This window comes from Ferrimonas balearica DSM 9799 (assembly GCF_000148645.1).
GTDB lineage: Bacteria > Pseudomonadota > Gammaproteobacteria > Enterobacterales > Shewanellaceae > Ferrimonas > Ferrimonas balearica.
Window position 1 is genome coordinate 3,424,819 of sequence record NC_014541.1, and the last position, 24,511, is coordinate 3,449,329.

At 62.3% G+C, this 24,511-nt stretch carries 25 protein-coding genes; 13 read left to right on the forward strand and 12 right to left on the reverse strand.

Annotation, left to right across the window (positions count from 1 at the left end):
• Positions 1 to 18 precede the first annotated feature (18 nt).
• The 5 genes from FBAL_RS15615 (at position 19) to FBAL_RS15635 (ending at position 3,694) form a co-directional block, all read left to right on the forward strand.
• Positions 19 to 780: a ribonuclease H family protein gene (locus tag FBAL_RS15615; protein WP_013346549.1), complete on the forward strand. Its 762-nt coding sequence runs from the start codon at positions 19 to 21 to the stop codon at positions 778 to 780.
• A gap of 61 nt (positions 781 to 841) precedes the next feature.
• A complete protein-coding gene (locus FBAL_RS15620) occupies positions 842 to 2,122 on the forward strand; it encodes a DEAD/DEAH box helicase (RefSeq protein WP_013346550.1) in 1,281 nt (426 codons plus the stop codon).
• Between the two features lie 53 nt (positions 2,123 to 2,175).
• The gene (locus tag FBAL_RS15625) at positions 2,176 to 2,397 is read left to right on the forward strand and encodes a hypothetical protein (RefSeq protein ID WP_013346551.1); all 222 of its coding nucleotides are present in this window, start codon (positions 2,176 to 2,178) and stop codon (positions 2,395 to 2,397) included.
• Positions 2,398 to 2,468: 71 nt separating this feature from the next.
• Positions 2,469 to 2,909 carry an acyl-CoA thioesterase gene (locus FBAL_RS15630; RefSeq protein WP_013346552.1) on the forward strand — a complete coding sequence of 147 codons (441 nt, stop codon included), beginning with the start codon at positions 2,469 to 2,471 and terminating at the stop codon, positions 2,907 to 2,909.
• Positions 2,900 to 3,694, forward strand: coding sequence for an NRDE family protein (locus FBAL_RS15635; protein ID WP_013346553.1), 795 nt, complete (start codon positions 2,900 to 2,902; stop codon positions 3,692 to 3,694). The genes FBAL_RS15630 and FBAL_RS15635 overlap by 10 nt, the downstream gene beginning before the upstream one ends.
• On the opposite strand, the gene FBAL_RS15640 is transcribed toward FBAL_RS15635, so the two are convergent.
• The 4 genes from FBAL_RS15640 to FBAL_RS15655 all read right to left on the reverse strand — a co-directional run bounded on the left by FBAL_RS15640 (position 3,645) and on the right by FBAL_RS15655 (position 6,035).
• Positions 3,645 to 3,944, reverse strand: a complete 300-nt coding sequence (locus FBAL_RS15640; RefSeq protein WP_013346554.1) for a hypothetical protein — start codon at positions 3,942 to 3,944, stop codon at positions 3,645 to 3,647. The genes FBAL_RS15635 and FBAL_RS15640 overlap by 50 nt on opposite strands.
• 112 nt (positions 3,945 to 4,056) lie before the next feature.
• Positions 4,057 to 4,512 (reverse strand): YbjN domain-containing protein, encoded by a 456-nt coding sequence (locus FBAL_RS15645; RefSeq protein ID WP_013346555.1) that lies wholly within the window; start codon positions 4,510 to 4,512, stop codon positions 4,057 to 4,059.
• A 154-nt stretch (positions 4,513 to 4,666) separates the two neighbouring features.
• The gene (locus FBAL_RS15650) at positions 4,667 to 5,194 is read right to left on the reverse strand and encodes a YbjN domain-containing protein (RefSeq protein ID WP_013346556.1); all 528 of its coding nucleotides are present in this window, start codon (positions 5,192 to 5,194) and stop codon (positions 4,667 to 4,669) included.
• 142 nt (positions 5,195 to 5,336) lie between these two features.
• Positions 5,337 to 6,035: a pseudouridine synthase gene (locus tag FBAL_RS15655; protein WP_013346557.1), complete on the reverse strand. Its 699-nt coding sequence runs from the start codon at positions 6,033 to 6,035 to the stop codon at positions 5,337 to 5,339.
• Positions 6,036 to 6,157: 122 nt separating this feature from the next.
• Here FBAL_RS15655 and FBAL_RS15660 point away from each other — a divergent pair, with 122 nt between their 5' ends.
• Positions 6,158 to 7,066, forward strand: coding sequence for a cation diffusion facilitator family transporter (locus FBAL_RS15660; RefSeq protein ID WP_013346558.1), 909 nt, complete (start codon positions 6,158 to 6,160; stop codon positions 7,064 to 7,066).
• On the opposite strand, the gene yjeH is transcribed toward FBAL_RS15660, so the two are convergent.
• Entirely contained in the window at positions 7,063 to 8,310 is a 1,248-nt protein-coding gene (yjeH, locus tag FBAL_RS15665) for an L-methionine/branched-chain amino acid transporter (protein ID WP_013346559.1), read from the reverse strand. The two genes, FBAL_RS15660 and yjeH, sit on opposite strands and share 4 nt — an antisense overlap.
• 113 nt (positions 8,311 to 8,423) lie before the next feature.
• On the opposite strand from yjeH, the gene FBAL_RS15670 reads away from it, so the two are divergent.
• On the forward strand, positions 8,424 to 8,855 hold the full coding sequence (locus tag FBAL_RS15670) for an Lrp/AsnC family transcriptional regulator (protein WP_013346560.1): 432 nt from the start codon (positions 8,424 to 8,426) through the stop codon (positions 8,853 to 8,855).
• 60 nt (positions 8,856 to 8,915) lie between these two features.
• On the opposite strand, the gene FBAL_RS15675 is transcribed toward FBAL_RS15670, so the two are convergent.
• Both FBAL_RS15675 and FBAL_RS15680 read right to left on the reverse strand, forming a co-directional pair.
• Positions 8,916 to 9,920: an NADP-dependent oxidoreductase gene (locus tag FBAL_RS15675; RefSeq protein WP_013346561.1), complete on the reverse strand. Its 1,005-nt coding sequence runs from the start codon at positions 9,918 to 9,920 to the stop codon at positions 8,916 to 8,918.
• Positions 9,920 to 10,333, reverse strand: coding sequence for an organic hydroperoxide resistance protein (locus FBAL_RS15680; RefSeq protein WP_013346562.1), 414 nt, complete (start codon positions 10,331 to 10,333; stop codon positions 9,920 to 9,922). The genes FBAL_RS15675 and FBAL_RS15680 overlap by 1 nt, the downstream gene beginning before the upstream one ends.
• A 140-nt stretch (positions 10,334 to 10,473) precedes the next feature.
• Between FBAL_RS15680 and FBAL_RS15685 the strand changes: the two genes are divergently transcribed.
• The 4 genes from FBAL_RS15685 (at position 10,474) to FBAL_RS15700 (ending at position 14,665) form a co-directional block, all read left to right on the forward strand.
• Positions 10,474 to 10,920, forward strand: coding sequence for a MarR family winged helix-turn-helix transcriptional regulator (locus tag FBAL_RS15685; protein WP_013346563.1), 447 nt, complete (start codon positions 10,474 to 10,476; stop codon positions 10,918 to 10,920).
• 177 nt (positions 10,921 to 11,097) lie between these two features.
• On the forward strand, positions 11,098 to 12,762 hold the full coding sequence (gene ggt / locus FBAL_RS15690; protein ID WP_013346564.1) for a gamma-glutamyltransferase: 1,665 nt from the start codon (positions 11,098 to 11,100) through the stop codon (positions 12,760 to 12,762).
• Between the two features lie 170 nt (positions 12,763 to 12,932).
• Positions 12,933 to 14,087, forward strand: coding sequence for an amidohydrolase (locus tag FBAL_RS15695; RefSeq protein ID WP_013346565.1), 1,155 nt, complete (start codon positions 12,933 to 12,935; stop codon positions 14,085 to 14,087).
• 98 nt (positions 14,088 to 14,185) lie between these two features.
• Positions 14,186 to 14,665 (forward strand): protein-tyrosine phosphatase family protein, encoded by a 480-nt coding sequence (locus tag FBAL_RS15700; RefSeq protein WP_013346566.1) that lies wholly within the window; start codon positions 14,186 to 14,188, stop codon positions 14,663 to 14,665.
• Here FBAL_RS15700 and FBAL_RS15705 read toward each other — a convergent pair.
• From FBAL_RS15705 to xerD, 5 genes are all read right to left on the reverse strand, one after another.
• The gene (locus FBAL_RS15705) at positions 14,630 to 15,424 is read right to left on the reverse strand and encodes a ParA family protein (RefSeq protein WP_013346567.1); all 795 of its coding nucleotides are present in this window, start codon (positions 15,422 to 15,424) and stop codon (positions 14,630 to 14,632) included. The two genes, FBAL_RS15700 and FBAL_RS15705, sit on opposite strands and share 36 nt — an antisense overlap.
• Before the next feature lie 111 nt (positions 15,425 to 15,535).
• Positions 15,536 to 16,327 carry an SDR family NAD(P)-dependent oxidoreductase gene (locus tag FBAL_RS15710; protein WP_013346568.1) on the reverse strand — a complete coding sequence of 264 codons (792 nt, stop codon included), beginning with the start codon at positions 16,325 to 16,327 and terminating at the stop codon, positions 15,536 to 15,538.
• Between the two features lie 104 nt (positions 16,328 to 16,431).
• Entirely contained in the window at positions 16,432 to 18,153 is a 1,722-nt protein-coding gene (gene recJ, locus FBAL_RS15715; protein ID WP_013346569.1) for a single-stranded-DNA-specific exonuclease RecJ, read from the reverse strand.
• A gap of 84 nt (positions 18,154 to 18,237) precedes the next feature.
• Positions 18,238 to 18,975: a bifunctional protein-disulfide isomerase/oxidoreductase DsbC gene (gene dsbC, locus FBAL_RS15720; RefSeq protein WP_013346570.1), complete on the reverse strand. Its 738-nt coding sequence runs from the start codon at positions 18,973 to 18,975 to the stop codon at positions 18,238 to 18,240.
• Between the two features lie 81 nt (positions 18,976 to 19,056).
• Positions 19,057 to 19,944, reverse strand: a complete 888-nt coding sequence (gene xerD, locus FBAL_RS15725; RefSeq protein WP_013346571.1) for a site-specific tyrosine recombinase XerD — start codon at positions 19,942 to 19,944, stop codon at positions 19,057 to 19,059.
• A gap of 194 nt (positions 19,945 to 20,138) precedes the next feature.
• Between xerD and FBAL_RS15730 the strand changes: the two genes are divergently transcribed.
• Together FBAL_RS15730 and FBAL_RS15735 are read left to right on the forward strand one after the other, a co-directional pair.
• Positions 20,139 to 21,323, forward strand: coding sequence for an efflux RND transporter periplasmic adaptor subunit (locus FBAL_RS15730; RefSeq protein ID WP_425357363.1), 1,185 nt, complete (start codon positions 20,139 to 20,141; stop codon positions 21,321 to 21,323).
• 8 nt (positions 21,324 to 21,331) lie between these two features.
• On the forward strand, positions 21,332 to 24,484 hold the full coding sequence (locus FBAL_RS15735; protein ID WP_083771286.1) for an efflux RND transporter permease subunit: 3,153 nt from the start codon (positions 21,332 to 21,334) through the stop codon (positions 24,482 to 24,484).
• The last annotated feature ends 27 nt before the right edge of the window (positions 24,485 to 24,511 follow it).

Sequence of the window (24,511 nt, forward strand, 5' to 3'; positions counted from 1 at the left end):
CCTTCAGGAATCGCCAGCGTGGCCAAGAAAAAGTTTTATGTGGTGTGGCAAGGACGTCAGACCGGGATCTTCACCGACTGGCCCAGCACCGAAGCCGCCGTCAGCGGCGTGGCTGGGGCCAAGTACAAGGGTTACGCCAGCGAAGCGGAGGCTCAGGCCGCGCTCAAGATGGGCTATCAAAAAGCCCTGTCCGCCAAACCCGCCGCCAAGCCTGCGGGCAAAGCCAAGGCCGCTGCCAAACCGTCCAGCGCGGCCCTGCCTGACACCGACTGGGTCATCTACGCCGACGGCGCCTGTGATCCCAACCCCGGTCAGGCGGGCACCGGCCTGTCGCTCTACCAGCAGGGTCAGGTCACTGAGCTCTGGTACGGCCTGTACCAGCCGATGGGCACCAACAACACCGCCGAACTGAACGGCCTGCTGGCCGCTCTGAAACTGGCTCAGCGAGGGGTTGATCAGGGGGCCAGCGTGACCGTACTGTGCGACTCCCAGTACGCCATCAACTGCGTCAGCCGCTGGGCCGACAGCTGGAAAGCCCAGGGCTGGACGCGCAAGGGCGACCCAATCAAAAACCTCGAGCTGATCCAACAGGCCTACGCCCTCTGGCAAACCCTCAAGGGGCGCATCACCCTGGCCCACGTGCCGGGCCACGCTGGCATCGAGGGCAACGAGCTGGCCGATCGCATGTCCGTCTACGCGGTGGAGCAGAAGGAAACCGCACTGGTGCGCTACCCGGAACCGCTGGATCTGGCCACCGTACTGGCGATGCGCGCTGGCTAAGGTGCCGCCGCTCCGTGGATCCCGTATAATCAGCACAGCATTTTTCCAAGGTTATCCAAGCATGAGTTTCGCCTCACAGGGGTTCTGCCCCGAGATCGTCCAGGCGCTGGAGCAGTGTGGTTATCAGAAGATGACCCCGATTCAGCAGAAGGCGATCCCCCTGGCCCGTAAAGGCCACGACATCCTGGCCAACGCCCAGACCGGCACCGGCAAGACCGCCGCGTTCGCCCTGCCCATGCTGCAGAGCATGGTGGACAAGCCGCAGCAACGCAGCCGCCGTCACGTCCGCGGGCTGATCCTGGCCCCCACCCGTGAACTGGCGCAGCAGGTGGCGGACAACGTGGCCCAGTACCACCAGTTCCTGCCGTTCACCTCTGCGGTGGCATACGGCGGCGTGAAGATGGCCAGCCAGGCCCGTCAGCTGGAAGCCGGCGTCGACATCCTGGTGGCCACGCCGGGTCGCCTGCAGGAGTTGATGGAGATGAACATGGTCAGTCTCGCCCAGGTGGAATACCTGGTGCTGGACGAAGCTGACCGCATGCTGGATATGGGCTTTATCGGCGATATCCAGCGCATCCGCGACCAGATCAAACTGCCCCACCAGACCATGCTGTTCTCGGCCACCTACCCGCCGAAGATGAAGCAACTGGCGGCAGAGCTGCTGAAAAAGCCCAAGATGGTGTCGGTTGGCGAAGAGAACCGCACCGCCGAAACCGTCGCCCACGTGTTCTACCCGGTCGATGAAGACCGCAAGATCGAGCTGCTGTCGGAGCTGATTGGTCGTAAAAACTGGCAACAGGTGCTGGTGTTTGTGAACTACAAAGAGCACGCCGACGCCATCGCCGAAGAGCTCAACAACGACGGCCTGACCACCGGCGTCTGCCACGGTGATCGCAGCCAGGGCAACCGCCGCCGGGCGTTGAAAGAGTTTAAAGAGGGCAAACTGCGGGTACTGGTGGCCACCGATGTGGCGGCCCGTGGCCTCGATATCCAGGGCCTGCCCCACGTGGTGAACTACGACCTGCCGTTCCTGGCTGAGGACTACGTGCACCGCATCGGCCGTACCGGTCGGGCTGGCCTGCAGGGCCATGCCGTATCGCTGGTGGGCCGGGAAGATGAGCTGACTGCGGTGCAGATTGAACGCCTGATTGGTCAGCGCATCCGCCGTGTGGAACAGCCCGGCTACGAAGCCCGCAACCGCGACGCTTTGGTCGACAAGTTCAACAGCAAGGCCGCCTTCCGCGACCGCAAAGGCCGCACTAACCGCGCCAGCGACCAGTCCGGTGCCGAGCGCCAGCTGCGCCTGCGACAGGCCGTTAAAGCCCGCCTCAAACAGCGATAAGCGCCAACAACTATACTCACTCCCAAGGGACACCAACTTTGGGAGTGTTGTTTATGCGCCAGCCTCTTTGCCAACAGTGCCGGAACCTACTGAGCAACCAGGACGACCAGCCCCACGAACAGCTGCAGGAGTTTGCCCACCATGAGGCGAGCACCGTGGATGGCGGTTTCTCCGAACACGAATTTCGCTGCAACAACTGCGGCCATGTCCTTCGCCATATGAGCGGCATCATCATGGACAGCGGCTGGAGCGAGATCCCGGAGCCTCGTACCTGAGCGCAAAAGCGTTGTTCTGACTGAGCCCCACTGCTACGCTGAAACACCAAAATCTAAACAGGTGTTTGAACATGGAATCGTTTCAGCAAGCCTTCCCTTTTTCTGCGCCGGTGCGCGTAGCCTGGGGCGAAATGGATGCCCTCCAGCACGTCAATAACGCGGTCTACTTCCGCTATTTCGAGACCGCCCGACTGGCCTTCTTCGAGCAACTCAACCTGATGGGCGAGTTGCAGCAGATGGGCATCGCGCCGGTGCTCAGCGACACCCGCGCCCGCTACCGCCGCCCCGTGACCTACCCGGACCAACTCCAGGTGGGCGCCCGCATCACCCACATCGGCGAAGACCGCTTTACCATGGAGTACGGCGTGTTCAGTGCACAGCAACAGGCGCTGACCACCCTTGGGGAAGCGGAGATCGTGATGTTTAACGTGGCCGCCAAGCGCAAGTGCGCCATCCCTGACGTGCTGAAGCAGCAGCTGCAACGCTACGTGACCACGCCCGAATGTGCCTGATCGCGCTGGACTGGCGTCCCGGCACCGCGCAACCGCTGGTGCTGTGGGCCAACCGTGACGAGTTTTTTGCCCGCCCCACTGAGCCCCTGCAACGCTGGAACAACGGCCTCTGGGCAGGGCGTGATGTCCAGGCCGGAGGCACCTGGCTAGGCCTGTCGGAGCGCGGCGCCTTAGCTGCCCTGACTAACGTGCGTGAACCGGGCCAACCGCCCGGCCCGCGCTCCCGGGGGGCATTGATCACTGACTTCTTGCTCAGTGATGCTGACCCGATGGCGTTTTTCGAACACTGGCAGGGCGAGCAGTACAGTGGCGTCAACCTGCTGCTGGTGCGCGGCAACCGGCTGGTGTACGGCTCTAACCGAGGTGCGGGCCGAGGCGCGGGCCCGACGCTGCTGGCACCGGGCCGCTACGGTCTCAGCAATGCGGCGCTGGATACCCCCTGGCCCAAACTGGAGCGCCTGAAAGCGATGCTGGAACCGGAGCTGGCACCCGATGCCGCACTGGCCCGGCTTCGCGATACCCACCGTCCTGACGATCATCAGCTGCCCGACACCGGCATCGGACTGGAGTGGGAGCGCCTGCTCTCGCCCATCTTTATCCGCAGCCCACACTACGGCACCCGCAGCAGCAGTGTGTTGAGGGTGCAAAGCGATGGCCAGTTTGACTGGCTGGAGCAGGGCTACAGCCCGGATGGGCCGCTGGGGTTAACGCAGGTGAGCGGTCAGCTGAGGCAGCCTATTGGACAGGATCCGGCGGTGACTCGCGGGTCGGCTGCTGCAGGATAACGGTATCCGGCATCCCCTCAGGCTGGCAAAACAGCTGCTTAGTGTCCGGGTGTTTCATGCATACCCCACCGGTTTCCAGTCCGGTGGGGCCAATGATGGTGCAGGCGTCGCCGGATTTGAGCTGTTCACAGGCGGCGAGCATTGCCGGGGGCAAGGTACCGGCCTCCGCTTGCTTGGCCTCGTTAGCCAGGGCCGACGGCGCCAGCAGGCACAGACTGAGCAGCAGGGTTCGGTGCAGTGTGATGGCCATAGGGGCTTCTCCCTCAATGAGTTAGGGAAAAGGTAGACCGGTTCTGCGGCCCTCGCCTCCCGACAACAAAAAACGGGGCCATTCGGCCCCGTTTTTCATCACGCTGGTGCGCTTACAGCATGTTCTCTTCGAAAGTTTCCATCGCCACCTTCCACCAGTCGATGGTGTCTTCCAGGTTGTCACGGCTGACACCCCGGTAGAGGTTGACGGTGAACTCGATGTTCGGATCGCCATCGCTGTCCAGGTAGGCTTTGCCGTAACGGGTGGACTCGTTCCAGTCGTTAATGTCAGACATGGAGACGTTGTTGCTGCCCCAGGCCGCGTTAAACTGGATTTCACGGCAGTTACGGCCACTGCTGCAACCGTAGAAGTAAACCACGTAGCGAGTGCCGTTGATGCGGCCGACGATCATCGGGTCGCCTTCACCGTCCACGTCAAGGCTGGCTGAGCCAAAACCACGGGCCAGGTTAACGATTTCGGAAGGGTCAGTGGCATCCACCAGGTCGGCGGAGAGGACGGGAGTGGACGCCAGCAGGGTTGCGGCGGCCAGGGCTCGGATCAGGGTCATGACCGGCTCCTTGGTCAAAGAAAGTTAAAGAAATTGAGTCAACTGCACTCCGTTAGACATTGTGAAACCTGCCCGACCACCATTCAAGCACCTGTTCACATTTTTCTTACGAAGGACCCCCGGAGCGCCCTCAGACGCCCCGGGAGAGCGAGCCTCAGAAGCGCTCTTCAAAGGCGGTCATGGCCACCTTCCACCAGTCGATGGTGTCGTCCAGGTTGGCGCGGGTGACGCCCTTATACAGGTTCACCGTAAACTCCAGCACCGGGTCACCTTCGTGGTCGATGTAGGCCTTACCGTAACGGGTTTCCTCGTTCCAGCGGTTCACCCCTTCCATGTCCATGTCGGTGCCAGCCCAGGCCGCCACAAACTGAACCTCACGACAGGACTGGCCCGCTTCACAGCCGTAGAAGTAGACGACGTACTGGGTGCCATTGATGCGCCCGGTGATCATCGGGTCGCCCTCACTGTCGGTCTCCAGCTCAGCGGAGCCGTAACCTCGCGCCAGTTCAAGAATCGCTTCCGGCGAAGTGCCGTCCACCAGCGCCTGCGCGCCAGTCTCGAGTACCACCGGCTCAGCGTTGGTGTTGGCGGCAGGGCTGGCAGCGGTATCGGCCTCGGTGCTGGCGCAACCGGCCAGGGTCAGGGCTGCGGCCAGGCCAAGAAGGGGGCGGAGTCGTTTCATGGTCATTCCTTGTGACAAGTAAAAAAGCCGCTCCACCATCAACTAACAGGTTGATAGATAAAGCGGTTATCAGGCAATGGATCTTAGTGGATGGTCACCGGCGGCACTGTGATCCCATCGGCACCGATGCCGGTTCGAACCATCAATCGCCGTAAACGGACTGCGCTTCGTCCTCGCTCAGCAGGCGCCACTCGCCCGGCTCCAGCGTTTCATCCAGCTCAATGGCACCGATGGCTTCACGGTGCAGCGCCACCACCTTGTTGCCTAAGGCGGCAAACATCCGCTTCACCTGATGGTACTTGCCCTCTTCGATGGTCAGCAGCACTTCGGTATCGCTGATCCGCACCAGTTCTGCGGGACGGGTCAGCCCCTCTTCGTTGTGCAGTTGCACCCCTTGTGCCAGCTGCTGTTCGGCATCCGCCACCAGCGGTTCTGCCAGCCAGGCGCGGTAGCGCTTGCTGCACTGGCGACGGGGCGAGGTGATCTGGTGGCACCATTGGCCATCTTCACTCAACAGCACCAAGCCGGTGGTGTCGACATCGAGCCGCCCGGCAATGCGCAGGGTTTCGCGCTTGGGCAGCTCAATCAGGTTCAGCACTGATGGGTAGAGCTCATCCACATTGGAGCAGAGAAACTCCGCCGGTTTATGCAGCATAATGTAGCGGGTGGCCACCGGCCCCAGCGGCACCCCTTCCAGCACCACCTGGGTGTCGTCGGTCACTTTGAAACCCGGGTCTTTCACCACTTCGCCATCGCACTGTACTTCCCCTTTGTGGAGCAGTTTTTTGGCCATGGAGCGGGTCAGGTCGGTGCAGCTGCACAGGTATTTATCAAGACGCATGGGATTCGAACCTCGGAAAATTTGCCTCATTATCGGGCTTTTTGTCCTGACTAGCGATGGCTTTCAGCGGGATCTCCGCCTAGACCTATAAGCTCGCAGATCTGTTTAGGACGGAGTCAGCTATGGCCGATGCTGCCAACCCTTTGCGATCCATTCTTTATGCGCTGGCCGCCAACCTCTCCATCGCCATCGCCAAACTGGTGGCGGCGCTGGTGACCCATTCCGGCTCGATGATGGCGGAAGCCATCCATTCGTTCGCTGACACCGGCAACCAGCTGCTGTTGCTGCTGGGGCTGAAAACCGCCAAGCGGCCGCCGTCGCCGGAGCACCCGCTGGGCTATGGCAAAACCATCTACTTCTGGTCCTTTATCGTCGCCATCATGCTGTTCAGCATGGGCGGGCTCTATTCGCTGTATGAAGGCTGGCACAAGCTGGTGGATCCCCACCCCCTTAACAGCCCCTGGATCGCCATCGCCGTGCTGGTGTTTGCGATCATCGCGGAGGGGCTTTCACTGCGGGGCTGCATCAAGGAGGTGAACAAGGAGCGCTATGGCCGCAGCTTCTGGCGCTGGTTCCGGGAAACCCGCAGCAGCGCCTTGCTGGTGATCTTCGGCGAGGACCTGGCAGCTCTGCTTGGCCTGGTGCTGGCCCTGTTCTTTGTGGCGATGACCATGATCACCGGCAACCCGGTCTGGGATGCCTACGGCAGCATCAGCATCGGCGTATTGCTGGTGCTGATCGCCTTCTTTATCGGCATCGAGGTGAAGTCCCTGATCATCGGCCAGGGCGTTGAGCCCCGGATTAAGCAGGAGATGGTGGTATTTCTGGAGAGCCAGCCTGGGGTCGATAAGGTGTTTAACCTGCTCTCCCTGCAACTTGGCGCCGATGTGATGGTGGCGGCCAAATTAAGGATGGCGCCGCAAACGGATGCCGACGCCATGGTGGCCCAGCTCAATGAGGTGGAAGCCGCCTTCCGGGCAGCCTTCCCCCAGGTGATCTGGCGTTTCTTCGAGCCCGACCTGAACGACTAGCCGGCAGAGAGGCTGCCTGAGCGATTGCGGCGCCAGAGCACCCAGACCTGTACCAGCAGCAGCGAGCCGATGCCGTACAGCAGGGATGCCCCCAAGGCGAAACCCAGCAGTGCGGTAAAACCAGCGCCGATCAGCGCCAGCACCCGGTAGCGGCGGGACAGCAGACGATACCCCGCCGCCATGCAGAGCAGGTAGATCACCACAAACAGACCGTTGACCCAGGGCAGCAGCACATCGAAGTCCAGCTCACCCAGGTAGGCGCACAGCAGCGACAGCGCCAACACCACAGCCAGGGACAGCAGGGCTCGCTGTGGCACCTGATGGGCGTTGAGCTGGCCCAGACTTCTGGGTAACTGGCGCTGCTGAGCCAGACTCCAGATCAGCCGCGACATGGCGTTGAGGTAGGTGTTCATGGTGGCGACGCCAGCCAGGATCCCCAGCACACCAATCACCCAGGCCCCGCCACTGCCCATCACCTGATCAAACAGGTCGACCATCGCCAGTCGGCTGTCACCACTGACCAGCAGCACCATGGCGGTGCCCAGCACGTAGATCAGCCCGACCACCAGGGTGGCCCACAGCATGGCCGGAACAAAGTCCCGCTCCGGGGATTTGAACTCCGCCGACAGGTGGCTCATCGCTTCGATACCCAGATAGCTCCAGATGGCCACACCGGCGGCGGCCAGCACCGGACTCAGGCTCACCGGCCCGGACAGCGTCTCCCGGGCCACATCCTCAACCCCAAACAGGCTAACCGCCAGCGCCAGCATCAGGCCGAGAATCACCAGCGTCAGGCCAAACTGCAATCGACCGGACATCTGCACACCGCGCAGATTCAGCGTCACCATCGCCGCCAAAACGCCGAACTGGGCCAGCAGGGTCGCTTCACGAGTCAGGGGCACCAGCCCATGGACAAACTCGAAGGTCATCATCATCGCCGCCGGTAACCCAACCGGGGCAGCAAACAGGAACACCAGCCCCACACTGACCCCGGCGCGAGCGCCAAAGGCTTTCTCGACAAAGAACGCGGGCCCACCGGCACTGGGAAAGCGCCGCCCCAACTGGGCGAACACCAGGGTAATGGGCACCATCGCCAGAATCAGCAGCGCCCAGGCCCAGAGGGCACCGGTGCCCGCCATCGCCACCGTCACTTGCGGCAGGATAAAGACGCTGGTGCCCAGCAGGGAGGTGGCCAGCAGGCCGATGCCCTGCCAACGGGTGATGGTGGGATTAAGAGTGGTCATTGCGGTTCCTTGGCCAGCACACTTCGATGGGTTAGTGTACGTGCACAATGGTAAGCAGGGTGTCGTGAATCACCGGCATTTCGTCGGCGTGACCTGACATATGGACGGAAGGGATGCACTCACAGGAACTCGATAAATTTGACCAGGCGATCATCACCGCCCTGCGTGAAAACGCGCGCCAACCGGTGTCGGCCATCGCCGATCAGGTCAACCTGTCCCGCTCTTCGGTATCCGAACGGCTGAAACGGCTGGAGAAGTCCGGCGTGATCCGGGGCTACCAGGTGCTGCTGCGCCCCAGTGCCGACACCGATGTCAGCGCCTATTTCGAAATTCGCCACAATCAGAAACAGTGCAAAACCCTGGCGGAGATGCTGCGCCGCTATCCGGAGGTGCAAAGTTGCCACGGCATCACCGGCGAGGTGGACCTGCTGGTGCTGGTGCGGGCCGATTCTATGCAGCGGCTGCACCAGATCCGTGAAGCGGTGGAAGCGCTGCCGGCCGTCACCAAGATTGTCACCCATGTGGTGATGAGCGAATGGATCTGAGGCCGGCTTAAGCCAACCAAAACGGGGCCATTCGGCCCCGTTTTTTCGTCACAGCATCACTCAGAGTTTGACCAGCATCTTGCCGGTATTGGCGCCGCTGAACAGCCCAAGGAAGGCGTTAAACGCCTGTTCGAGCCCGGCCACCACGGTTTCCTCTGCGCGGATCTCACCACTGGCCAGCCCGGGCGCCACATCGGCCACAAAGGCGCCGTAGTCGGCCATATGGTCGGAGGCGATAAAGCCCTTGATGCTGAGGCGACGGCGGATCACTTCGGTCAGGTTGCGCGGCCCCGGACGCTGGCCATCGCTGTTGTAGAGGTCAATCATGCCGCAGATCACCAGCTGGCCCTGCTCCTGCATGTTGGCCAACGCCGCTTCCAGGTGATCGCCCCCGACGTTGTCGAAGTAGAGGCTGATCCCCTCCGGAGCCCGTTCCGCCAGCGCGGCGGCGAGGTTGTCGCACTGCTTGTACTCCAGCACGGCATCCACCCCCAGGGTCTCCTTCAGGTAAGCGGCTTTTTCGGCGGAACCGACCGAGCCAATCACCCGGGCCCCTTGGCGTTTGGCCAGCTGGCACACCATGGTGCCCACCGCGCCGGCCGCGCCGGAAACGAACACCGTATCCCCGGCCTTCACCTGGCCGATGCGGTTCAGGCCCACCCAGGCGGTCAGGCCGGTCAGCCCCAGCACACCAAGGTAGGATTGGGCCGGCGCCAGCGTCGGGTCCACCACGGTGACGCCGGTGCCGTCGGACAGCGCCAGGTCACGCCAGCCCAGCATATGCAGTACGGTCTGACCCACCTGAAAGTCCGGATGGTTGGACGCGATCACTTCACCCACCGCGCCCCCTTCCATCCACTTCCCAAGCTGGAACGGCGGAACGTAGCTCTTCACCGGGATCATGCGGCCACGCATATAAGGGTCCACCGACAGCCAGAGGTTGCGGATCAACAGTTGGCCCGGGCCCGGCTGCGGCAATGTTTGGGATTCGAGCCGCACTGAGGCATCGGTCGGCAACCCTTGCGGGTACTCAATCAGGCTCCAGCCCTGTGCTTGTACACTCATTACGCGCCCCCCTTAACGTCAATGGCCACGTCGATGTTGTTTCGCACCGCGTTGGAGTAGGGGCACACCTGATGGGCCGTCGCCACCAGCGCCTCCGCTTCCGCCTGGGGCAGCGCCAGCTCTACTGCCAGGCTGACCCCAAGGGCGAACCCCACCGGCTGCGGCAGCAGGCTGACCTGGCCGGTCACCGGCGCTTCCGTCAGCGCGACGCCCTGCTCTTTGGCCACGTACAGGATGGCATTGGAGAAGCAGGCGGCGTAGCCCGCGGCAAACAGTTGCTCCGGGTTGGTGCCGGTGCCACTGCCCCCGAGCGCTTTGGGGTAGGTCAGGCTCAGGTCCAGCAGGCCATCGTCGGAACGGGCCTGACCGTTACGGCCGGCAGAGGCAAAAGCGGTGGCGGTGTATAGCGACATGGTTCACTCCTTTGCGAATTAGTTTGTGCGCCAACTAAATTCAGACTAACCATGATTTAGTTTGCGCGCAAACATTTTTTAGGGATACTGTTTGGCAGGCCATTGATGCTCGCTATACTGGCGCCATTGACGGAGGCTCCATGACCACACCCCAGACCCCAACACTCGACAACCAGCTCTGTTTCGCCCTGTACAGCGCCAGTAATGCGGTGATACGGCTGTACCGGCCACTGCTGGAGCCCTTCGACCTGACCTACCCGCAATTTCTGGTGATGCTGGCCCTGTGGCAGGCGGACAATGTTCCGCTTAAGGCGCTGTCCCAGCGCACCCGGCTGGATCCCGGCACCATTACGCCCATCGTCAAGCGACTGGAAGCCAAGGGGCTGCTGACCCGCCAGAGTGATGCCGACGATGAGCGGGTGAAACGGGTCGCCCTGACCGACGCCGGTCGCGCTATCCAGGCCCCGCTGTTTGAGGCGCACCGCTGCCTGTACGAAAGCATGAATCCGGATAAGGCGGCGCTGGAATCCCTGCGTCAGCAGTGTCTGGGACTGCTGGACCAGATCAACCGCCGACTGGAGCCGTAGTTCAGTACCACCCCAGTGGCCGCCCTGTTGACGCTTACGCTGCCGATGTCCGGGGCGCTGGCCCTCTGGCAGTCAGGTATTCTGCGGACTCGCTCATTCCCCTCCATTCGTGCCTTTTCATGTCCGGGTAACCCTTTTAAGTTAGGAGGCTGTTGATCCCAAGGAGAGGGTTTCCCCATGCAGGCACGACGCCTTCTGACACTGATTCTGCTGTTTTTTACCCTGCCAGCGAACGCCGGGCAGGGGGCGATTGCGGCACCAGACCGCTACGGCGCCGAGACCGGTGCCGCCATCCTTGCACAGGGTGGAAATGCCGTAGACGCGGCAGTGGCCACCGCCTTTACGCTGGCGGTCACCTACCCGGAAGCGGGCAACCTGGGCGGGGGCGGATTTATGACGCTCTGGTTCGATGGCCAACCCCACTTTCTCGACTATCGGGAAACCGCACCGGCCCTGGCCCACCGCGACCTCTATCTCGATGAACAGGGCGAGGTGATCCCGGATCTCAGCCTGGTGGGTAGCCAAGCGGTTGGGGTGCCCGGCTCAGTGATGGGGATGTGGGAAGCCCACCAGCGTTTTGGCCGCCTGCCCTGGGCCGAGTTGCTGGCTCCGGCCATCGCACTGGCCGAGGAGGGGTTTGTGCCCGGCGAGTCGCTGTATCGGATCCAGCAGGATGCCCTCAGTCACTTTGGCGAGCGCACCAACTTCGCCCGGCACTTCGGTGCCATGGAAGCGGATACGCCGTTCCGCCAGCCGCAGCTGGCCGCCACCCTGAAGCGAATCGCCCAACAGGGGGCACAGGAGTTCTACCAGGGGCAGACCGCACAGCTGCTGGTGGCGCAGATGGCACGCAGTGGCGGCTTAATCAGCCTGAAAGACCTGGCGGATTACCGCGCCAAATGGCGTCAGCCGATCCAGTTTCCCTGGCGGGGCCACACCCTGATCACCGCGCCGCCACCCAGTTCCGGTGGCATCGCCCTGGCGCAACTGCTGGCCTTAAAGGCAGAGCGCCACAAGGACTTTGCCACGCTCTCAGCCAACGACGCGCAGTACGTGCACCTGGTGGCGGAGATTGAAAAGCGGGTGTTTGCGGATCGTGCCGAATACCTTGGGGACCCGGATTTCCACCCGGTTCCGGTTACCCAACTGCTGGACCCGCACTACCTCGCGAAGCGGGCCAAAGAGGTCCGCCCCGACAGTCTCTCCCCCACCCTGTCGGTCAAACCGGGCCTGGAATCCCACCAGACCACCCACTATTCGGTGGTGGACGCCTGGGGCAACGCGGTCTCCAACACCACCACCCTCAATCTGGAGTTCGGCTCCGGCGTGGTGGTCGAGGGGGCGGGGTTTCTGCTCAACAATGAGATGGACGATTTCTCCGCCAAGCCTGGCGTCCCCAACGCCTTTGGCGTGGTCGGCGGTGACGCCAACGCCATCGCACCGGGCAAACGGATGCTCTCCTCCATGAGCCCCTCCCTGCTGGTCAGGGATGGGGCGGTTGAGCTGGTGATCGGCACGCCGGGGGGCTCCACCATCTTCACCTCGGTATTCCAGGTGATCAGCAACCTCTACGATCAGGGGATGACCCCGGAACAAGCCGTTGCCCTGCCCCGCTTCCATCACCAACTCTGGCCCGCCAATGAGATCCGTCAGGAGCCCTACGGTTCGCTGGCCCCCGAGGTTCAGGCGGAGCTGAAGGCGATGGGTTACACCCTGGTGGTTCAGGAATGGAACCTCGGTGATGTGCAGGTGCTGCAGCGTCAACCAAACGGCTGGCGGGGCGCCGCCGACCCAAGGGGAAGGGGACGCGTTATTCTGGTGGATTCGACAGCCGACCAGTAACACAACGGGGCCCCAGGGGCCCCGATTGATATGGCATGGGTTCATGGGTTCCGGCCCAAACCAGATGGATGAAATAACCCATAGCCACTCCGTCTTGATGACCACCCGGTTGACTCTTATGCTGCTGATAACCGGGGCACTTGTTTGCCCCCAGCCATTAAGGAGCCTTCATGACCGATTACGCCGCCCTCCGCCGTGACCTGCACCGCCACCCCGAACTGGGTTTTGAGGAACACCGCACCCAGGCCATCGTGGTGGAGCACCTACAGCGCTGTGGGGTGGACGCCATCCATACCGGACTCGGCCAGACCGGCGTAGTGGGCATCATCAAAGGGGCTCTGGGGCCCGGTGAGCGGATCGGCCTGCGTGCCGATATGGACTGCCTGCCGATGACCGAGGAGAACACCTTTGAACACGCCTCCTGCCACGCTGGCAAGATGCACGGCTGCGGTCACGATGGCCACACCACCATGCTGCTCGCGGCGGCGGAGAAGCTGTGTCAGTCACGCCAGTTTCGGGGCGAAGTGGTACTGATTTTCCAACCCGCCGAAGAGGGTCAGGGCGGCGCCAGCGCCATGGTGGAAGATGGCCTGCTCAGCCGTTTTCCGATGAAACGCGCCTACGCCCTGCATAACTTCCCCGGTATCCCGGCCGGCCACATCCACCTGCGCCCGGGGCCGATGATGGCCAGCTCCGACCGTTTCCGGATCCGTGTGCAGGGTAAGGGGGGCCACGGCGCCATGCCCCATCTGGCGGTGGATCCGGTGCTGGTGGCGGCGCACATTGTGGTGGCGCTGCAGAGTCTGGTGAGCCGGGCCCAGAACCCGATCCGCCCGGCGGTGGTGAGCTGCACCATCGTCAAGGCGGGCGAAGCCACCAATGTGATCCCCGACCATGCGGTGCTGGAGGGCACGTACCGCGCCTTTGACCCGGCCGACCGGGCTCGCATTGGTGAACAGATGGCGGTGCTGGCCAGCCACACTGCTCAGGCATTTGGCGCCGAAGCGAAAGTGGCGCTCAATCAGGATGCCCACATCGGTTACCCGGCGGTGATCAACGATCCCGCCGCCACCGAAGTGGCGCTGGCGGCCGCCCATGCCGTGGCGGAGGGGGTGCGCGCCGACGCCGACCCGGTGCCCGGCAGTGAAGATTTCAGCTTTATCGCCGAGCGGGTGCCCAGCTGTTACGTGCTGTTGGGCAATGACCGGGGCAGTGAACAGGACCAGTACTTTCTCCACCACCCCCGTTACGACTTTAACGACGCCATCATCCCGGTGGGGGTGGCGTACTTTTGTGAGCTGGTCAAACGCGAACTGGGGCACTGAAGCGGCTTCGCGATCCCGGCGTGTTTCAACCACGCGCCTTTCGCAATCTGGCCCCGGCTTTGGTAGTCTCCCCGGCGATTGCAACGGAAGTGACGAAAATGGAACACCTTTTCTGGCTTGAGCCGGGCCGAATTGCCGGTCGCAGTGGCCCCAACAAAGACCCCTGGACCACGGATGAATTGCAGCAGGCGGGGATCCGCACCGTGCTGTCTCTGAATGATGCCGATGGGGTGGATGCCAGCGAGTTGGCTGAAGCGGGGATCTGCCATCATCACGTTGCCCTGCCCGGCGAAATTCCACCGCGCCAGCACGATCTCGATACCTGTCTGTTGCGCCTACCCCAGGCGCTGGCGCGCCTGAACGCCTCCCTGAGTCAGGGCGAACGGGTGCTGATCCACTGCCGCAGCGGCAAGGACCGCACCGGCATGCTGATGGCCTACCTGCTGATGGTTCGCCAGGGGCTGGCGCCCCGGGACGCCATGGCCAAAGTTCGCCAGGTGCGCCCCATCGCATTCAGCGCCGATGGCTGGGAAGCCCTGACCCTATCGGTGCTCGAGCGTCTCGCTCCCCACCACTGATTCCTGCTCCAGGGTCTGCCACAGGGCCCGGAACTGCGCCGTCAGCTTGTGCTTAGGCGCAAAGTGACAGAGCGGCGCCTGGGCCTGATGGGACTCCCTCAACTTCACCGAACTGCCCAGCTCAGGGCTCAGTACCGGCAGCCCCTTATCGATCAGCTCCGTCACCAACTGACGGGGCAACCTGGCCTGCGGGTTAAATTGGTTCACCACGATCCCCTCCAGTGCGAGCTTGGGGTTATGGTCACTTTTCAGCTCCAGCAGGTTGTCCATCAGGCGGGTGATGGCTTGTGCCGAGAAGCCATCACAATCGAAGGGAATCAACACCGAATCGGCGGCGATCAACGCCGCTTTTGAGTAGAAGTTAAAGTTGGGCGGGGTATCGATGTAAACCCGGTCAAACTCCCCCTCCAGCGCCGCCAGCGTATCCCGCAGCTTGAAGATTTTGTAGCGCATCTCCAGCTCCCGCTCCAGCGGCCCCAGGCCTTCGCTGGCAGGCAGCAGGAACAGATTGGGCCAGGCGGTTTGATAGAGATATTCATCCGGTTCAGGCAGGCTGCCAAACCAGCCCACGGTCTGCTTGAACAGGTCCGCCACCGAGGGGCCATCGCCATCCCAGCCCAGGTAATGGCTGCTGTTACCCTGCACGTCCAGATCCACCAACAGCGTTTTCAACCCCTGTTCGGCGCTGATGGCCGCCAGATTGACGCTGATGCTGGATTTACCCACGCCCCCTTTCTGATTGAACACCACCCGTTTCATCTCGCCCTCTCCCTGTGAACGCACTCTCTCCACCATACCCAAGCTTTTGCTCAAAAAAAATGCAGGCCGAAGCCTGCATTGTGATTTTCGATGGTGACATTGTGGTGACGATCAGAGCGCCCGGATGATGCCGCCTTCGACCCGCAGCGCCTGACCATTCATGGCCCGGTTGCTGGTCAGGAACACGGTGGCGCTGGCCACTTCGTTGACGTCGACAAAACGCTGCAGCAGCGAGGTCGGCTCGTGGTCGGCAAAGTAGTTTTCGGTCAGCTCCGCCACCGGCTTGCCCTCTTTGGCGGACAGGGTGTCGAAGTAGTTTTCCACGCCATCGGTCCAGGTCGGGCCCGGCAGCACGGAGTTCACGGTGACGTTTTTGCCCTTGGTCAGTTCCGCCAGAGCCCGGGACAGCGAGATCAGCGCGGTCTTAGTCACTGAGTAGTGCACCATCTGGCCCAGCGGCTTGATGCCACACTCGGAGGAGATGTTGACGATGCGGCCGAAGTCGCGCTCGAGCATGCCCGGCAGCAGGCCACGGGCGAGGCGCACCGCACTCATCACGTTGACGTTGAAGTAGTGCATCCACTCGTGGTCTTCAATCGCCTCAAACGCCTTCACTTCGAAGATGCCGGTGTTGTTGACCAGAACGTCAACGCCGCCCTGCTCTTCCAGACGCGCCAGCAGGGCATCGCACTGGGCCGCATCGGCCAGGTCCGCGGCCATCGCCAGCACTTCGCTGCCGGTCTCTGCCGCCAGCTCGGCCGCCACGGCGTCACAACGGCTCTGGTCACGACCGTTGATGATCACCACCGCGCCCTCTTTGGCGTAGTGGCTGGCGATCGCTTTACCGATGCCACCGGTGGAGCCGGTGACGAGCACCCGTTTGCCTTGCAGTTCCAGATCCATGATGCCTCCTAACTCGAACAGGGGTTTTGGAGGCTGAGTTTAGGCGGCGTCAGGCAAAGCGGGAAATGATTCCTGATGATGTTTTTGATAACACCGCATTATGATTAGGCCGGTTTCAGGTGCTCCACCAGCAGCTGCACACTGTCCCGCCCCTGCCAGTGGTTGATGTCCAGCTTGTACACCAGCTCCACCCACTGAATCGCGCCGTTGGGCCAGGTGCCCAGGTCGACATTAAAGGCGATCGCATCCAGCTGACGGCCACCGCATTCGGTCTCCAGCGCCAGCTTCAGGTGCTTCTGCCCCACCAGACGCTGGTCCAGGATGCGGAAGCGACCATCAAACATAGGTTCGGCAAATCCCTGACCCCAGGGCCCGGCTTCCCGCAGCATGCGGGCAGTGTCCAGGCACAGGTCAGCCGCGGTCAGCTCACCGTCGGAGAGCAGTTCGCCGGTGAGGGCCGCTTCGTCGAGCTGCACCCGCACCTCGGCATCGTACAGTTCAGCAAAGCGCGGGTAATCCTGCTCTTTGAGGCTGAGGCCCGCCGCCATGGCGTGGCCACCGAACTTCAGGATCAGGCCGGGATGCTGGGTGTCGATGCGCTCCAGCAGGTCACGCATATGCAGTCCGGGGATGGAGCGGGCAGAGCCCTTCACTTCGCCACCACCGGCATCGGCAAAGGCGATCACCGGACGGTGGTAGCGCTCTTTGATGCGGGACGCGAGGATGCCGATCACCCCCTGATGCCAGTCGCTCTGGTACAGCGCCACACCCCAGGGCAGATCCTTGCCCAGATCGAGCCGTTCCAACACCCGGATCGCCTCCTCCTGCATCCCCTGTTCAATCTCGCGACGCTCGCGGTTCAGGGCGTCCAGCTGGCTGGCGATCAGCCGCGCTTCCATCATGTTATCGGTCAGCAGGCATTCGATGCCCAGCGCCATATCGTCCAGCCGTCCCGCCGCGTTCAGGCGCGGGCCAACGGTAAAGCCGAGGTCGGATGCGACCAACCGGGAGGGCTCGCGGTTGGAGACCTCCAGCAGGGCGCGAATGCCCGGACGGCAGCGACCGGCACGGATACGCTGCAACCCCTGATGCACCAGCAGACGGTTATTGGGATCCAGCGGCACCACGTCGGCCACGGTGCCCAACGCCACCACGTCGAGCAGTTCCGCCATATTGGGTTCATTCAGCCCCTGCTGGGCAAACCACTGGCGACGACGTAGCTCGCCCCGCAGCGCCAGCATCAGGTAGAACGCCACACCGACCCCGGCCATCGACTTGGAGGCAAAGGGGCAGGCATCGCGGTTGGGATTGATGATGACGTCGGCGTCCGGCAGGGTTTCACCGGGCAGGTGGTGGTCGGTCACGATCACCGTCATGCCGGCGGCCTTGGCCGCGTCCACCCCGGCGTGGGCGGAGATGCCGTTATCCACGGTGATCAACACCTCAGCGCCGCGCTCCGCCGCCACTTCCACCAGCTCCGGGCTGAGGCCGTAACCAAAATCAAAACGGTTGGGCACCAGGAAGTCGAGATGACGGCCGCCAAAGGCCCGCAGCGCCAGCATGCACAGGGCACTGGAGGTGGCCCCATCGGCGTCGAAGTCACCGACGATCAGGATCCGCTTCTGCGCCGCCAGCGCGTCCGCCAGCATGGCCGCCCCTTCGGGGGCACCACTGAGGGTGGCAGGGTTCAGCAGGCCCTTGAGTTCGGTCACCAGTTCATGGGCTCCGGTGACACCGCGACGGGCGTAGATCTGGCGCAACAACGGCGGCAGGGTCTCGGGCAGGTGGCTGTCGTCCAGCTGGGGGCGGCGGGTGATCCTCAACATGCTTGGTCACTTATTGGCGTTGGCAAAAACGACAACGGCGCGGATAAACCGCGCCGTTGCTTGTACGGGGTCAGGCCCGACAGATTACTGGCTTTCCAGGGCCTGGAGCAAGCGGCTCGGCGGCAGGTAGCCCGGCAGGATGGTGCCGTCTTCCAGTACCAGAGCCGGCGTACCGGTCACGCCCATGCTGTTGCCCAGCTCATAGTGGCGCTTCACCACTTCGCCGGTGGCACAGGTGACGTCCGGTACCTTCTCGCCCGCTTTGGCCGCGGTCATGGCCGCTTGCGGGTCCTTGGCACACCAAACGTTCTGCATGTCGGTCCAGGATTGGTTTACCTGGCCGGCACGGTTGCGCTCACCGCCACGGGGGAACGCCAGGTAGCGGACGGTGATGCCCAGGTCGTTGTACTCGGCAATCTCGTTGTGCAGCTTACGGCAGTAGCCACAGGTGATGTCGGTAAACGCGTACACCACGTGCTTCTCGTTCTTGGCTTTGAACTCGATGGAGGTGCCTTTGACCGCGTCCAGCATCTCCAGGCGCAGCTTGCTCATGCGCTGCTCAGTCAGGTTCTTCATGCCGTTGTTGAGGTCATAGATCTGACCGTGGATCAGCATGCTGCCATCGGCACTGACGTAGAAGATCCCCTGATTGGTGATCGCTTCATACAGGCCGGCAACCGGCGCTTCGGAGACGCTGTCGGCAGTCAGGCCCAGCTTCTGCTTCAGGGCATCGGTAACGGTTTGCTCCGGCGTTTGGGCCAGGCTGGAACCACTGACCATCAGCAACATGGCGCCGAGCAGCGGGGTAAAGGGGAGTCTCATTCTTTGCTTCCTGTTATCGATCATTATCAGCTAGACCCGACCGGGCCGGAAAAACTTACCGTAGATCATTCCCTGATGCCATTAACGCGGGTGATGTTCGCGGTGCAGTTCCGTCAGACGCGCCTGTGCAACGTGAGTGTAAATCTGTGTCGTGGACAAATCACTGTGTCCAAGCAGTAACTGTACGACTCTGAGATCCGCCCCATGGTTCAGCAGGTGTGTCGCGAAAGCATGTCGAAGTGTGTGAGGCGAAAGGGGTTTTGTGATCCCGCTCTGCTGAGCATAGAACTTTACCCGGTGCCAGAAGGTCTGGCGTGTCATCTGAACGCCACGCTTACTGGGGAACAACACGTCGGAACGATTGACCCCCAGCAGCATCCCCCGGGCCTCCCGCAGGTAAACCTCGAGCTGGTGTTGGGCTTGCTCACCCATCGGCACCAGACGCTCTTTGCCCCCCTTGCCCACCACGCGCACCACCCCCTGGCGCAAGCTGACCTGCTCCATCTGCAGGCCGGTCAGTTCGCTGACCCGCAGGCCGGTGGCGTAGAGCAGCTCCAGCATCGCCTTATCCCGCAGCTGGATGGGGTCATCGCACTCCGGCGCATCCAACAGCGCTTCCACTTCGGCTTCGCTCAGGCTGTCCGGCAGTTTGCGGTCCATCTTGGGCTGGGCAATCAGCGCCATCGGGTCGGCTTCCCGCTCCCCCCGGCGCACCAGATCCGCAAAAAATCGACGCAACGCACTTAAACTGCGGGCGGTACTGGTTTTCGCTGCACCGATCGATTTCCGGTGAGCCAGGTAGTCACGAATATCGAGGCTGTCGGCACGAGCCAGTGGGGTGTCACGTTCACTGAGAAACTCAGCAAAACGGCACAGATCCGAACGGTACGCCGCCAACGTGTTGTCGGACAGCCCGCGCTGAGCCCAAAGGTCGTCACAAAAACGTTCGATGATTTGTTCGTTTTCCATCAATTTCAGGCAATTAGGGAACTGAAGCCACGGTAGTAAGGTCAGTGTGCGGGGTCAATGTCAATTTGCGATATAACCCTTTACAATTGGCTCATTAACATTTGCGCAAAGCCTGATACCTTAGGCTGCCTGCGACTCTGTAGTCACGCTGTCGGCATGGTGGCCGACGACCAAGGAATAATAAGGATTTTTCGATTATGCCATTGTTGCTTCGTCGCGCGATGCCCTTCCTCATCCTGGTAGTGTTTATCATCGGCGCGGTTGCGCTTGCCAGCCTGAAAAAGCCGCCCGAGAAAAAAGCCGAAGCCGAAGCCCTGCCCATTGTCGAGGTGATGGCGATTGAGAAGAGTGCCCACCAGGTGCAACTGCGCTCCTATGGGGTGGTACAAGCCAAACATCGTACTCAGCTGGTGGCGGAAGTGTCCGGCCGCCTGGTGGAGATCGCCCCGGAGTTTGTCCGCGGTGAGTGGGTGAAAAAAGGCGACATTCTGGCCCGCATCGAACCGGCCGATTACCAGGCTGACCTGATGCAGGCGGAAGCCAATCTGGCCCAGGCCCAGGCCCAGCTGCAGGAAGAGATTGCCCGCGGTAAGGTGGCCGAGCGTGAATGGCAGGGTGTGCTTGACGGCATCCCGCCGGAGCTCGGTCTGCGTAAGCCGCAGCTGGCCAAAGAGCAGGCCAATGTGCGCAGCGCCCAGGCCGGTTTGGCCCGTGCCCAGCGAAACCTCGAACGTACCGTGATTCGCGCCCCCTTCGATGGCCTGATCGTGGCCCGCAATGTCGACCTCGGCCAGTACATCAACATCAGCAACCAGCTGGGTGAGGTGCAGGGCAGCGACATCGCCGAGATCCGCCTGCCGGTGCCGCCGGAAGACCTGGAGTTTCTCGATAACCTGAACGGTGCCGAAGTGACCCTGACCCAGACTCTGGCCGACCGGGAGCTGTCCTGGCAGGCCAAACTGGTGCGCTCTGAGGGGGTGGTCAATGACGAGAACCGCATGGTCTACCTGGTGGCGGAAGTGCATGACCCCTACGGCATGGACGATGCCCGCCCCCATCCGCTGAAGTTCGGCAGCTTCGTCAATGCCCGCATTGCCGGCCGCTACATCGATGAGCTGGTTAACCTGCCGCGCCACGCCGTCCGCAATGAGCGGGTCACCGTCATCAAGGCGGACAACACCGTGGAGCTGCGTCCGGTGCATGTGGTGCGCGCCGACCTGGAGCAGGTCTACATCCAGGGTGGCCTGGAAGAGGGTGAGCGCATCAGCCTGAGCGCCATGGACAGCGTCGACAACGGCCGTAAGGTGAAGATCCTCGGTGAAGAGGTGGCGCCGGATGCCAGCGGTGCAGCACAACTGGCCATCAGCGGGGCGCAGTAATGGAAGAGATCGACACCAAACGCGGCATCATCGCTTGGTTTGCCCGCAATAACGTGGCGGCCAATCTGCTGATGTGGGTGCTGCTGCTGGGCGGTCTGTTGTCCGCCTTTATCATCAACAAAGAGGTGTTCCCTACCTTCGAACTCAACCGGGTTGTGGTCCAGGTGGCCTACCCCGGCGCGGCACCGCAGGAGATTGAAGAGGGGATCCTGATCAAGATCGAAGAGCAGATCCGCGACATCGACGGCATCAAGCGGATCCGCGCTACCGCCAGCGAAGGTTTTGCTTCCGTCACCGTCGAGGTGAAGGACGACTACGACCCGAAAGAGGTGCTGGACGAGATCAAGCTGCGGGTCGATGCCATCTCCACCTTCCCGGACAGCATTGAACAACCCAACATCTACCAGCTCAAGCCGACGCCGGAGGTGATGTGGATCTCCATCACCGGCGACGACCTCTCCCTCAGTGAACTGAAGGAGCTGGGCAAGACCATCCGTGACGAGATCACCAGCCTGCCCGGCGTTACCCGTGCCAGCCTGTTTGGCCATCGGGATTACGAGATCGCCATCGAGGTGTCCGAAAGCAAGCTGCGTGAATACCGGCTGACCTTCGATGACGTGGCCCAGGCGGTGCAGCGCTCCTCCATCAATCTGCCCGGCGGTTCCATCCGCGCCGAGGATGGCGACATCCTGCTGCGCTCCGATGGCCAGGCTTATACCGGCGAAGAGTTCGAACGCATCGTTCTGCGCAGCCAGGCGGACGGTTCCCGCCTCTACCTCTCTGACGTCGCCACCGTGATTGACGGCTTCGAAGAGCGCCTTGGTTACGCCCGCTTTGACGGCAAACGCTCCGTCGGGGTGGAGGTCAACAGCGTCGACAACCAGAACGCGCTGGCCATTGCCGAAACCGTTAAAGCCTACATCGAACGCAAACAGGAAGAGTTGCCGGACACCGTTACCGTGGAGTACTGGGGCGAACTGACCCAGTTCCTCTCTGACCGCCTCAACCTGATGCTGACCAACATGGTGCAGGGTGCCATCCTGGTGTTTCTGGTGCTGGCCCTGTTCCTGCAGCTGAAAGTGGCGTTCTGGGTGATGCTGGGCCTGCCGATCTGCTTCCTGGCGGCCCTGATGGTGATGCCGATGGCCCCGGTAGGGCTGAGCATCAATATGATCACCCTGTTCGGCTTTATCCTGGTACTGGGGATCGTGGTCGACGATGCCATTGTGATTGGGGAAGCGTCCTACGCCCAGACCGAAAAGGACGGCCACAGCACCGATGCGGTGATCAAAGGCGCCCGCAGAGTGGCGATGCCCGCCACCTTCGGGGTACTGACCACCGTCGCGGCCTTTATCCCGATGCTGATGGTGACCGGCTTTATGGGGGCCATCACCGCCTCCATCGCCGGGGTGGTGATCCTCTGCCTGCTGTTCTCGCTGGTGGAATCCAAGCTGATCCTGCCCGCTCACCTGGCCCACATGACCCCGCCCAAACCGGGTCAGGGCTGGGGCCCGTGGCTGCGCCTCAAGGAACGCTTCCACAATGGCGTTCAGTGGCTCATCCACGCCAAGTACAAGCCGGCGGTTACCCGCCTGATGGAGATGCGCTACAGCGTGCTGGCGTTCTTTATCGGCATGATGATTCTCTGTGGTGGCCTGATCCAATCCGGCCTGGTCCGCACCGTCAGCTTCCCGGACATCCCCTCCGACTTTATCAATGTGCAGCTGGAGATGGAGAACGGTGTCTCCGAACGCCAGACTCTCCGTGCCGTGCAGCAGATGGAGGAGGCGCTGTTCACCATGAATGACGAGATCGCCGAGGAGATCGGCATCGAAGTGGTTCGCCACAGCTTTGTCTGGCTCGGCTCCCGCACCGACGCCTCCATGACCATTGAGTTGATCAAGGGCGAAAAGCGCCCCATCGACGGGGTGGAGATCGCCGCGCGCTGGCGTGATGCCATGCCGGAGCTGGTGGGCGTCAAGGTACTGGAGATCAACGCCTCCACCAATGGCGGTGGCGGTGACGTGGCGTTCCGCCTCAACGGCAAAGACCTCGACCAACTGGTGGCGGCCGCCGATGAGCTGAAAGCCAAGCTGGCCACCTACGACGGCCTGTACGACATCCAGGACAACTTCACCTCAGGCAGCCAGGAGATTCGACTGGCGGTGAAGCCCGAGGCAGAGGCCCTTGGCATCACCCTGTCCGACCTGGCCCGCCAGGTACGCTGGGGCTTCTACGGCTACGAAGCCCAGCGCATCCTCCGTGACAAGGAGGAGGTTAAGGTGATGGTGCGTTACCCCGCCGAACAGCGTCGTACCATCGGTCATCTGGAAAATATGCGCATCCGTACCCCGCAGGGCACCGAAGTACCGTTCTCCAGCGTGGCCACGGTAGAACTGGCCCAGGGTTACTCCGCCATCAGCCGCACCAACGGCGTTCGCTCCATCACCGTGCGGGCGGATGCCCACAAAGGCCGGGTTGAACCGGGCAAGGTGATCAGCGAGATCAACAAGGAGTTTATGCCGGAGCTGACCGAAAAGTACGACGGCATCACCACCGCACTGGATGGCTCCGCGGAAGAGGACGCTGAGAACAACCTGAAGATGATCCAGGGCACCTTCTTTGCGCTGTTCACCATCTACGCCCTGATGGCCGTACCGCTGCGCTCCTACGCCCAGCCGCTGATCATCATGTCGGTGATCCCCTTTGGCATGATTGGCGCCGTCATTGGCCACCTGCTGCTGGGGCTGGATATGTCGATGCTGAGCCTGTTCGGCATCATCGCCCTGTCCGGGGTGGTGGTGAACGACTCGCTGATCCTGGTGGACTTCATCAACCGGGCCAGGGCCGAGGGCTTACCGCTGAAAGAGGCGGTGGTGCAGGCCGGTACCGAGCGCTTCCGCGCCATCGTACTGACCTCACTGACCACCTTCCTCGGACTGGTGCCCATCACTCTGGAAACCAGCCTGCAGGCGCAGATCGTGATCCCGATGGCGGTATCCCTGGCGTTCGGCATCCTGTTTGCCACCGTGGTGACGCTCATCCTTATCCCGGCGCTCTACCTCATCCTCGATGACTTTAAGCGCCTGATTAAGTGGTGGTGGCGTCCCGGCGGTGAAGCGCACCCGCTGCGCACACCAAAGACCCCGCTTAAGCCCTGAGAGCAGAACGCCACCGCAAGGTGGCGT

What these genes read in the sequence shown, in the direction of transcription:
- FBAL_RS15635 (WP_013346553.1), top strand. Translation starts at nt 2,900, where the DNA reads ATGTGCCTGATCGCGCTGGACTGGCGTCCCGGCACCGCGCAACCGCTG.
- FBAL_RS15625 (WP_013346551.1), top strand. Translation starts at nt 2,176, where the DNA reads ATGCGCCAGCCTCTTTGCCAACAGTGCCGGAACCTACTGAGCAACCAG.
- FBAL_RS15710 (WP_013346568.1), bottom strand. Translation starts at nt 16,327, where the DNA reads ATGGATCTGGAACTGCAAGGCAAACGGGTGCTCGTCACCGGCTCCACC.
- FBAL_RS15655 (WP_013346557.1), bottom strand. Translation starts at nt 6,035, where the DNA reads ATGCGTCTTGATAAATACCTGTGCAGCTGCACCGACCTGACCCGCTCC.
- FBAL_RS15630 (WP_013346552.1), top strand. Translation starts at nt 2,469, where the DNA reads ATGGAATCGTTTCAGCAAGCCTTCCCTTTTTCTGCGCCGGTGCGCGTA.
- FBAL_RS15650 (WP_013346556.1), bottom strand. Translation starts at nt 5,194, where the DNA reads ATGAAACGACTCCGCCCCCTTCTTGGCCTGGCCGCAGCCCTGACCCTG.
- FBAL_RS15660 (WP_013346558.1), top strand. Translation starts at nt 6,158, where the DNA reads ATGGCCGATGCTGCCAACCCTTTGCGATCCATTCTTTATGCGCTGGCC.
- FBAL_RS15620 (WP_013346550.1), top strand. Translation starts at nt 842, where the DNA reads ATGAGTTTCGCCTCACAGGGGTTCTGCCCCGAGATCGTCCAGGCGCTG.
- FBAL_RS15695 (WP_013346565.1), top strand. Translation starts at nt 12,933, where the DNA reads ATGACCGATTACGCCGCCCTCCGCCGTGACCTGCACCGCCACCCCGAA.
- FBAL_RS15700 (WP_013346566.1), top strand. Translation starts at nt 14,186, where the DNA reads ATGGAACACCTTTTCTGGCTTGAGCCGGGCCGAATTGCCGGTCGCAGT.
- FBAL_RS15705 (WP_013346567.1), bottom strand. Translation starts at nt 15,424, where the DNA reads ATGAAACGGGTGGTGTTCAATCAGAAAGGGGGCGTGGGTAAATCCAGC.
- FBAL_RS15680 (WP_013346562.1), bottom strand. Translation starts at nt 10,333, where the DNA reads ATGTCGCTATACACCGCCACCGCTTTTGCCTCTGCCGGCCGTAACGGT.
- ggt (WP_013346564.1), top strand. Translation starts at nt 11,098, where the DNA reads ATGCAGGCACGACGCCTTCTGACACTGATTCTGCTGTTTTTTACCCTG.
- recJ (WP_013346569.1), bottom strand. Translation starts at nt 18,153, where the DNA reads ATGTTGAGGATCACCCGCCGCCCCCAGCTGGACGACAGCCACCTGCCC.
- yjeH (WP_013346559.1), bottom strand. Translation starts at nt 8,310, where the DNA reads ATGACCACTCTTAATCCCACCATCACCCGTTGGCAGGGCATCGGCCTG.
- FBAL_RS15685 (WP_013346563.1), top strand. Translation starts at nt 10,474, where the DNA reads ATGACCACACCCCAGACCCCAACACTCGACAACCAGCTCTGTTTCGCC.
- FBAL_RS15640 (WP_013346554.1), bottom strand. Translation starts at nt 3,944, where the DNA reads ATGGCCATCACACTGCACCGAACCCTGCTGCTCAGTCTGTGCCTGCTG.
- FBAL_RS15645 (WP_013346555.1), bottom strand. Translation starts at nt 4,512, where the DNA reads ATGACCCTGATCCGAGCCCTGGCCGCCGCAACCCTGCTGGCGTCCACT.
- FBAL_RS15670 (WP_013346560.1), top strand. Translation starts at nt 8,424, where the DNA reads ATGCACTCACAGGAACTCGATAAATTTGACCAGGCGATCATCACCGCC.
- FBAL_RS15675 (WP_013346561.1), bottom strand. Translation starts at nt 9,920, where the DNA reads ATGAGTGTACAAGCACAGGGCTGGAGCCTGATTGAGTACCCGCAAGGG.
- dsbC (WP_013346570.1), bottom strand. Translation starts at nt 18,975, where the DNA reads ATGAGACTCCCCTTTACCCCGCTGCTCGGCGCCATGTTGCTGATGGTC.
- xerD (WP_013346571.1), bottom strand. Translation starts at nt 19,944, where the DNA reads ATGGAAAACGAACAAATCATCGAACGTTTTTGTGACGACCTTTGGGCT.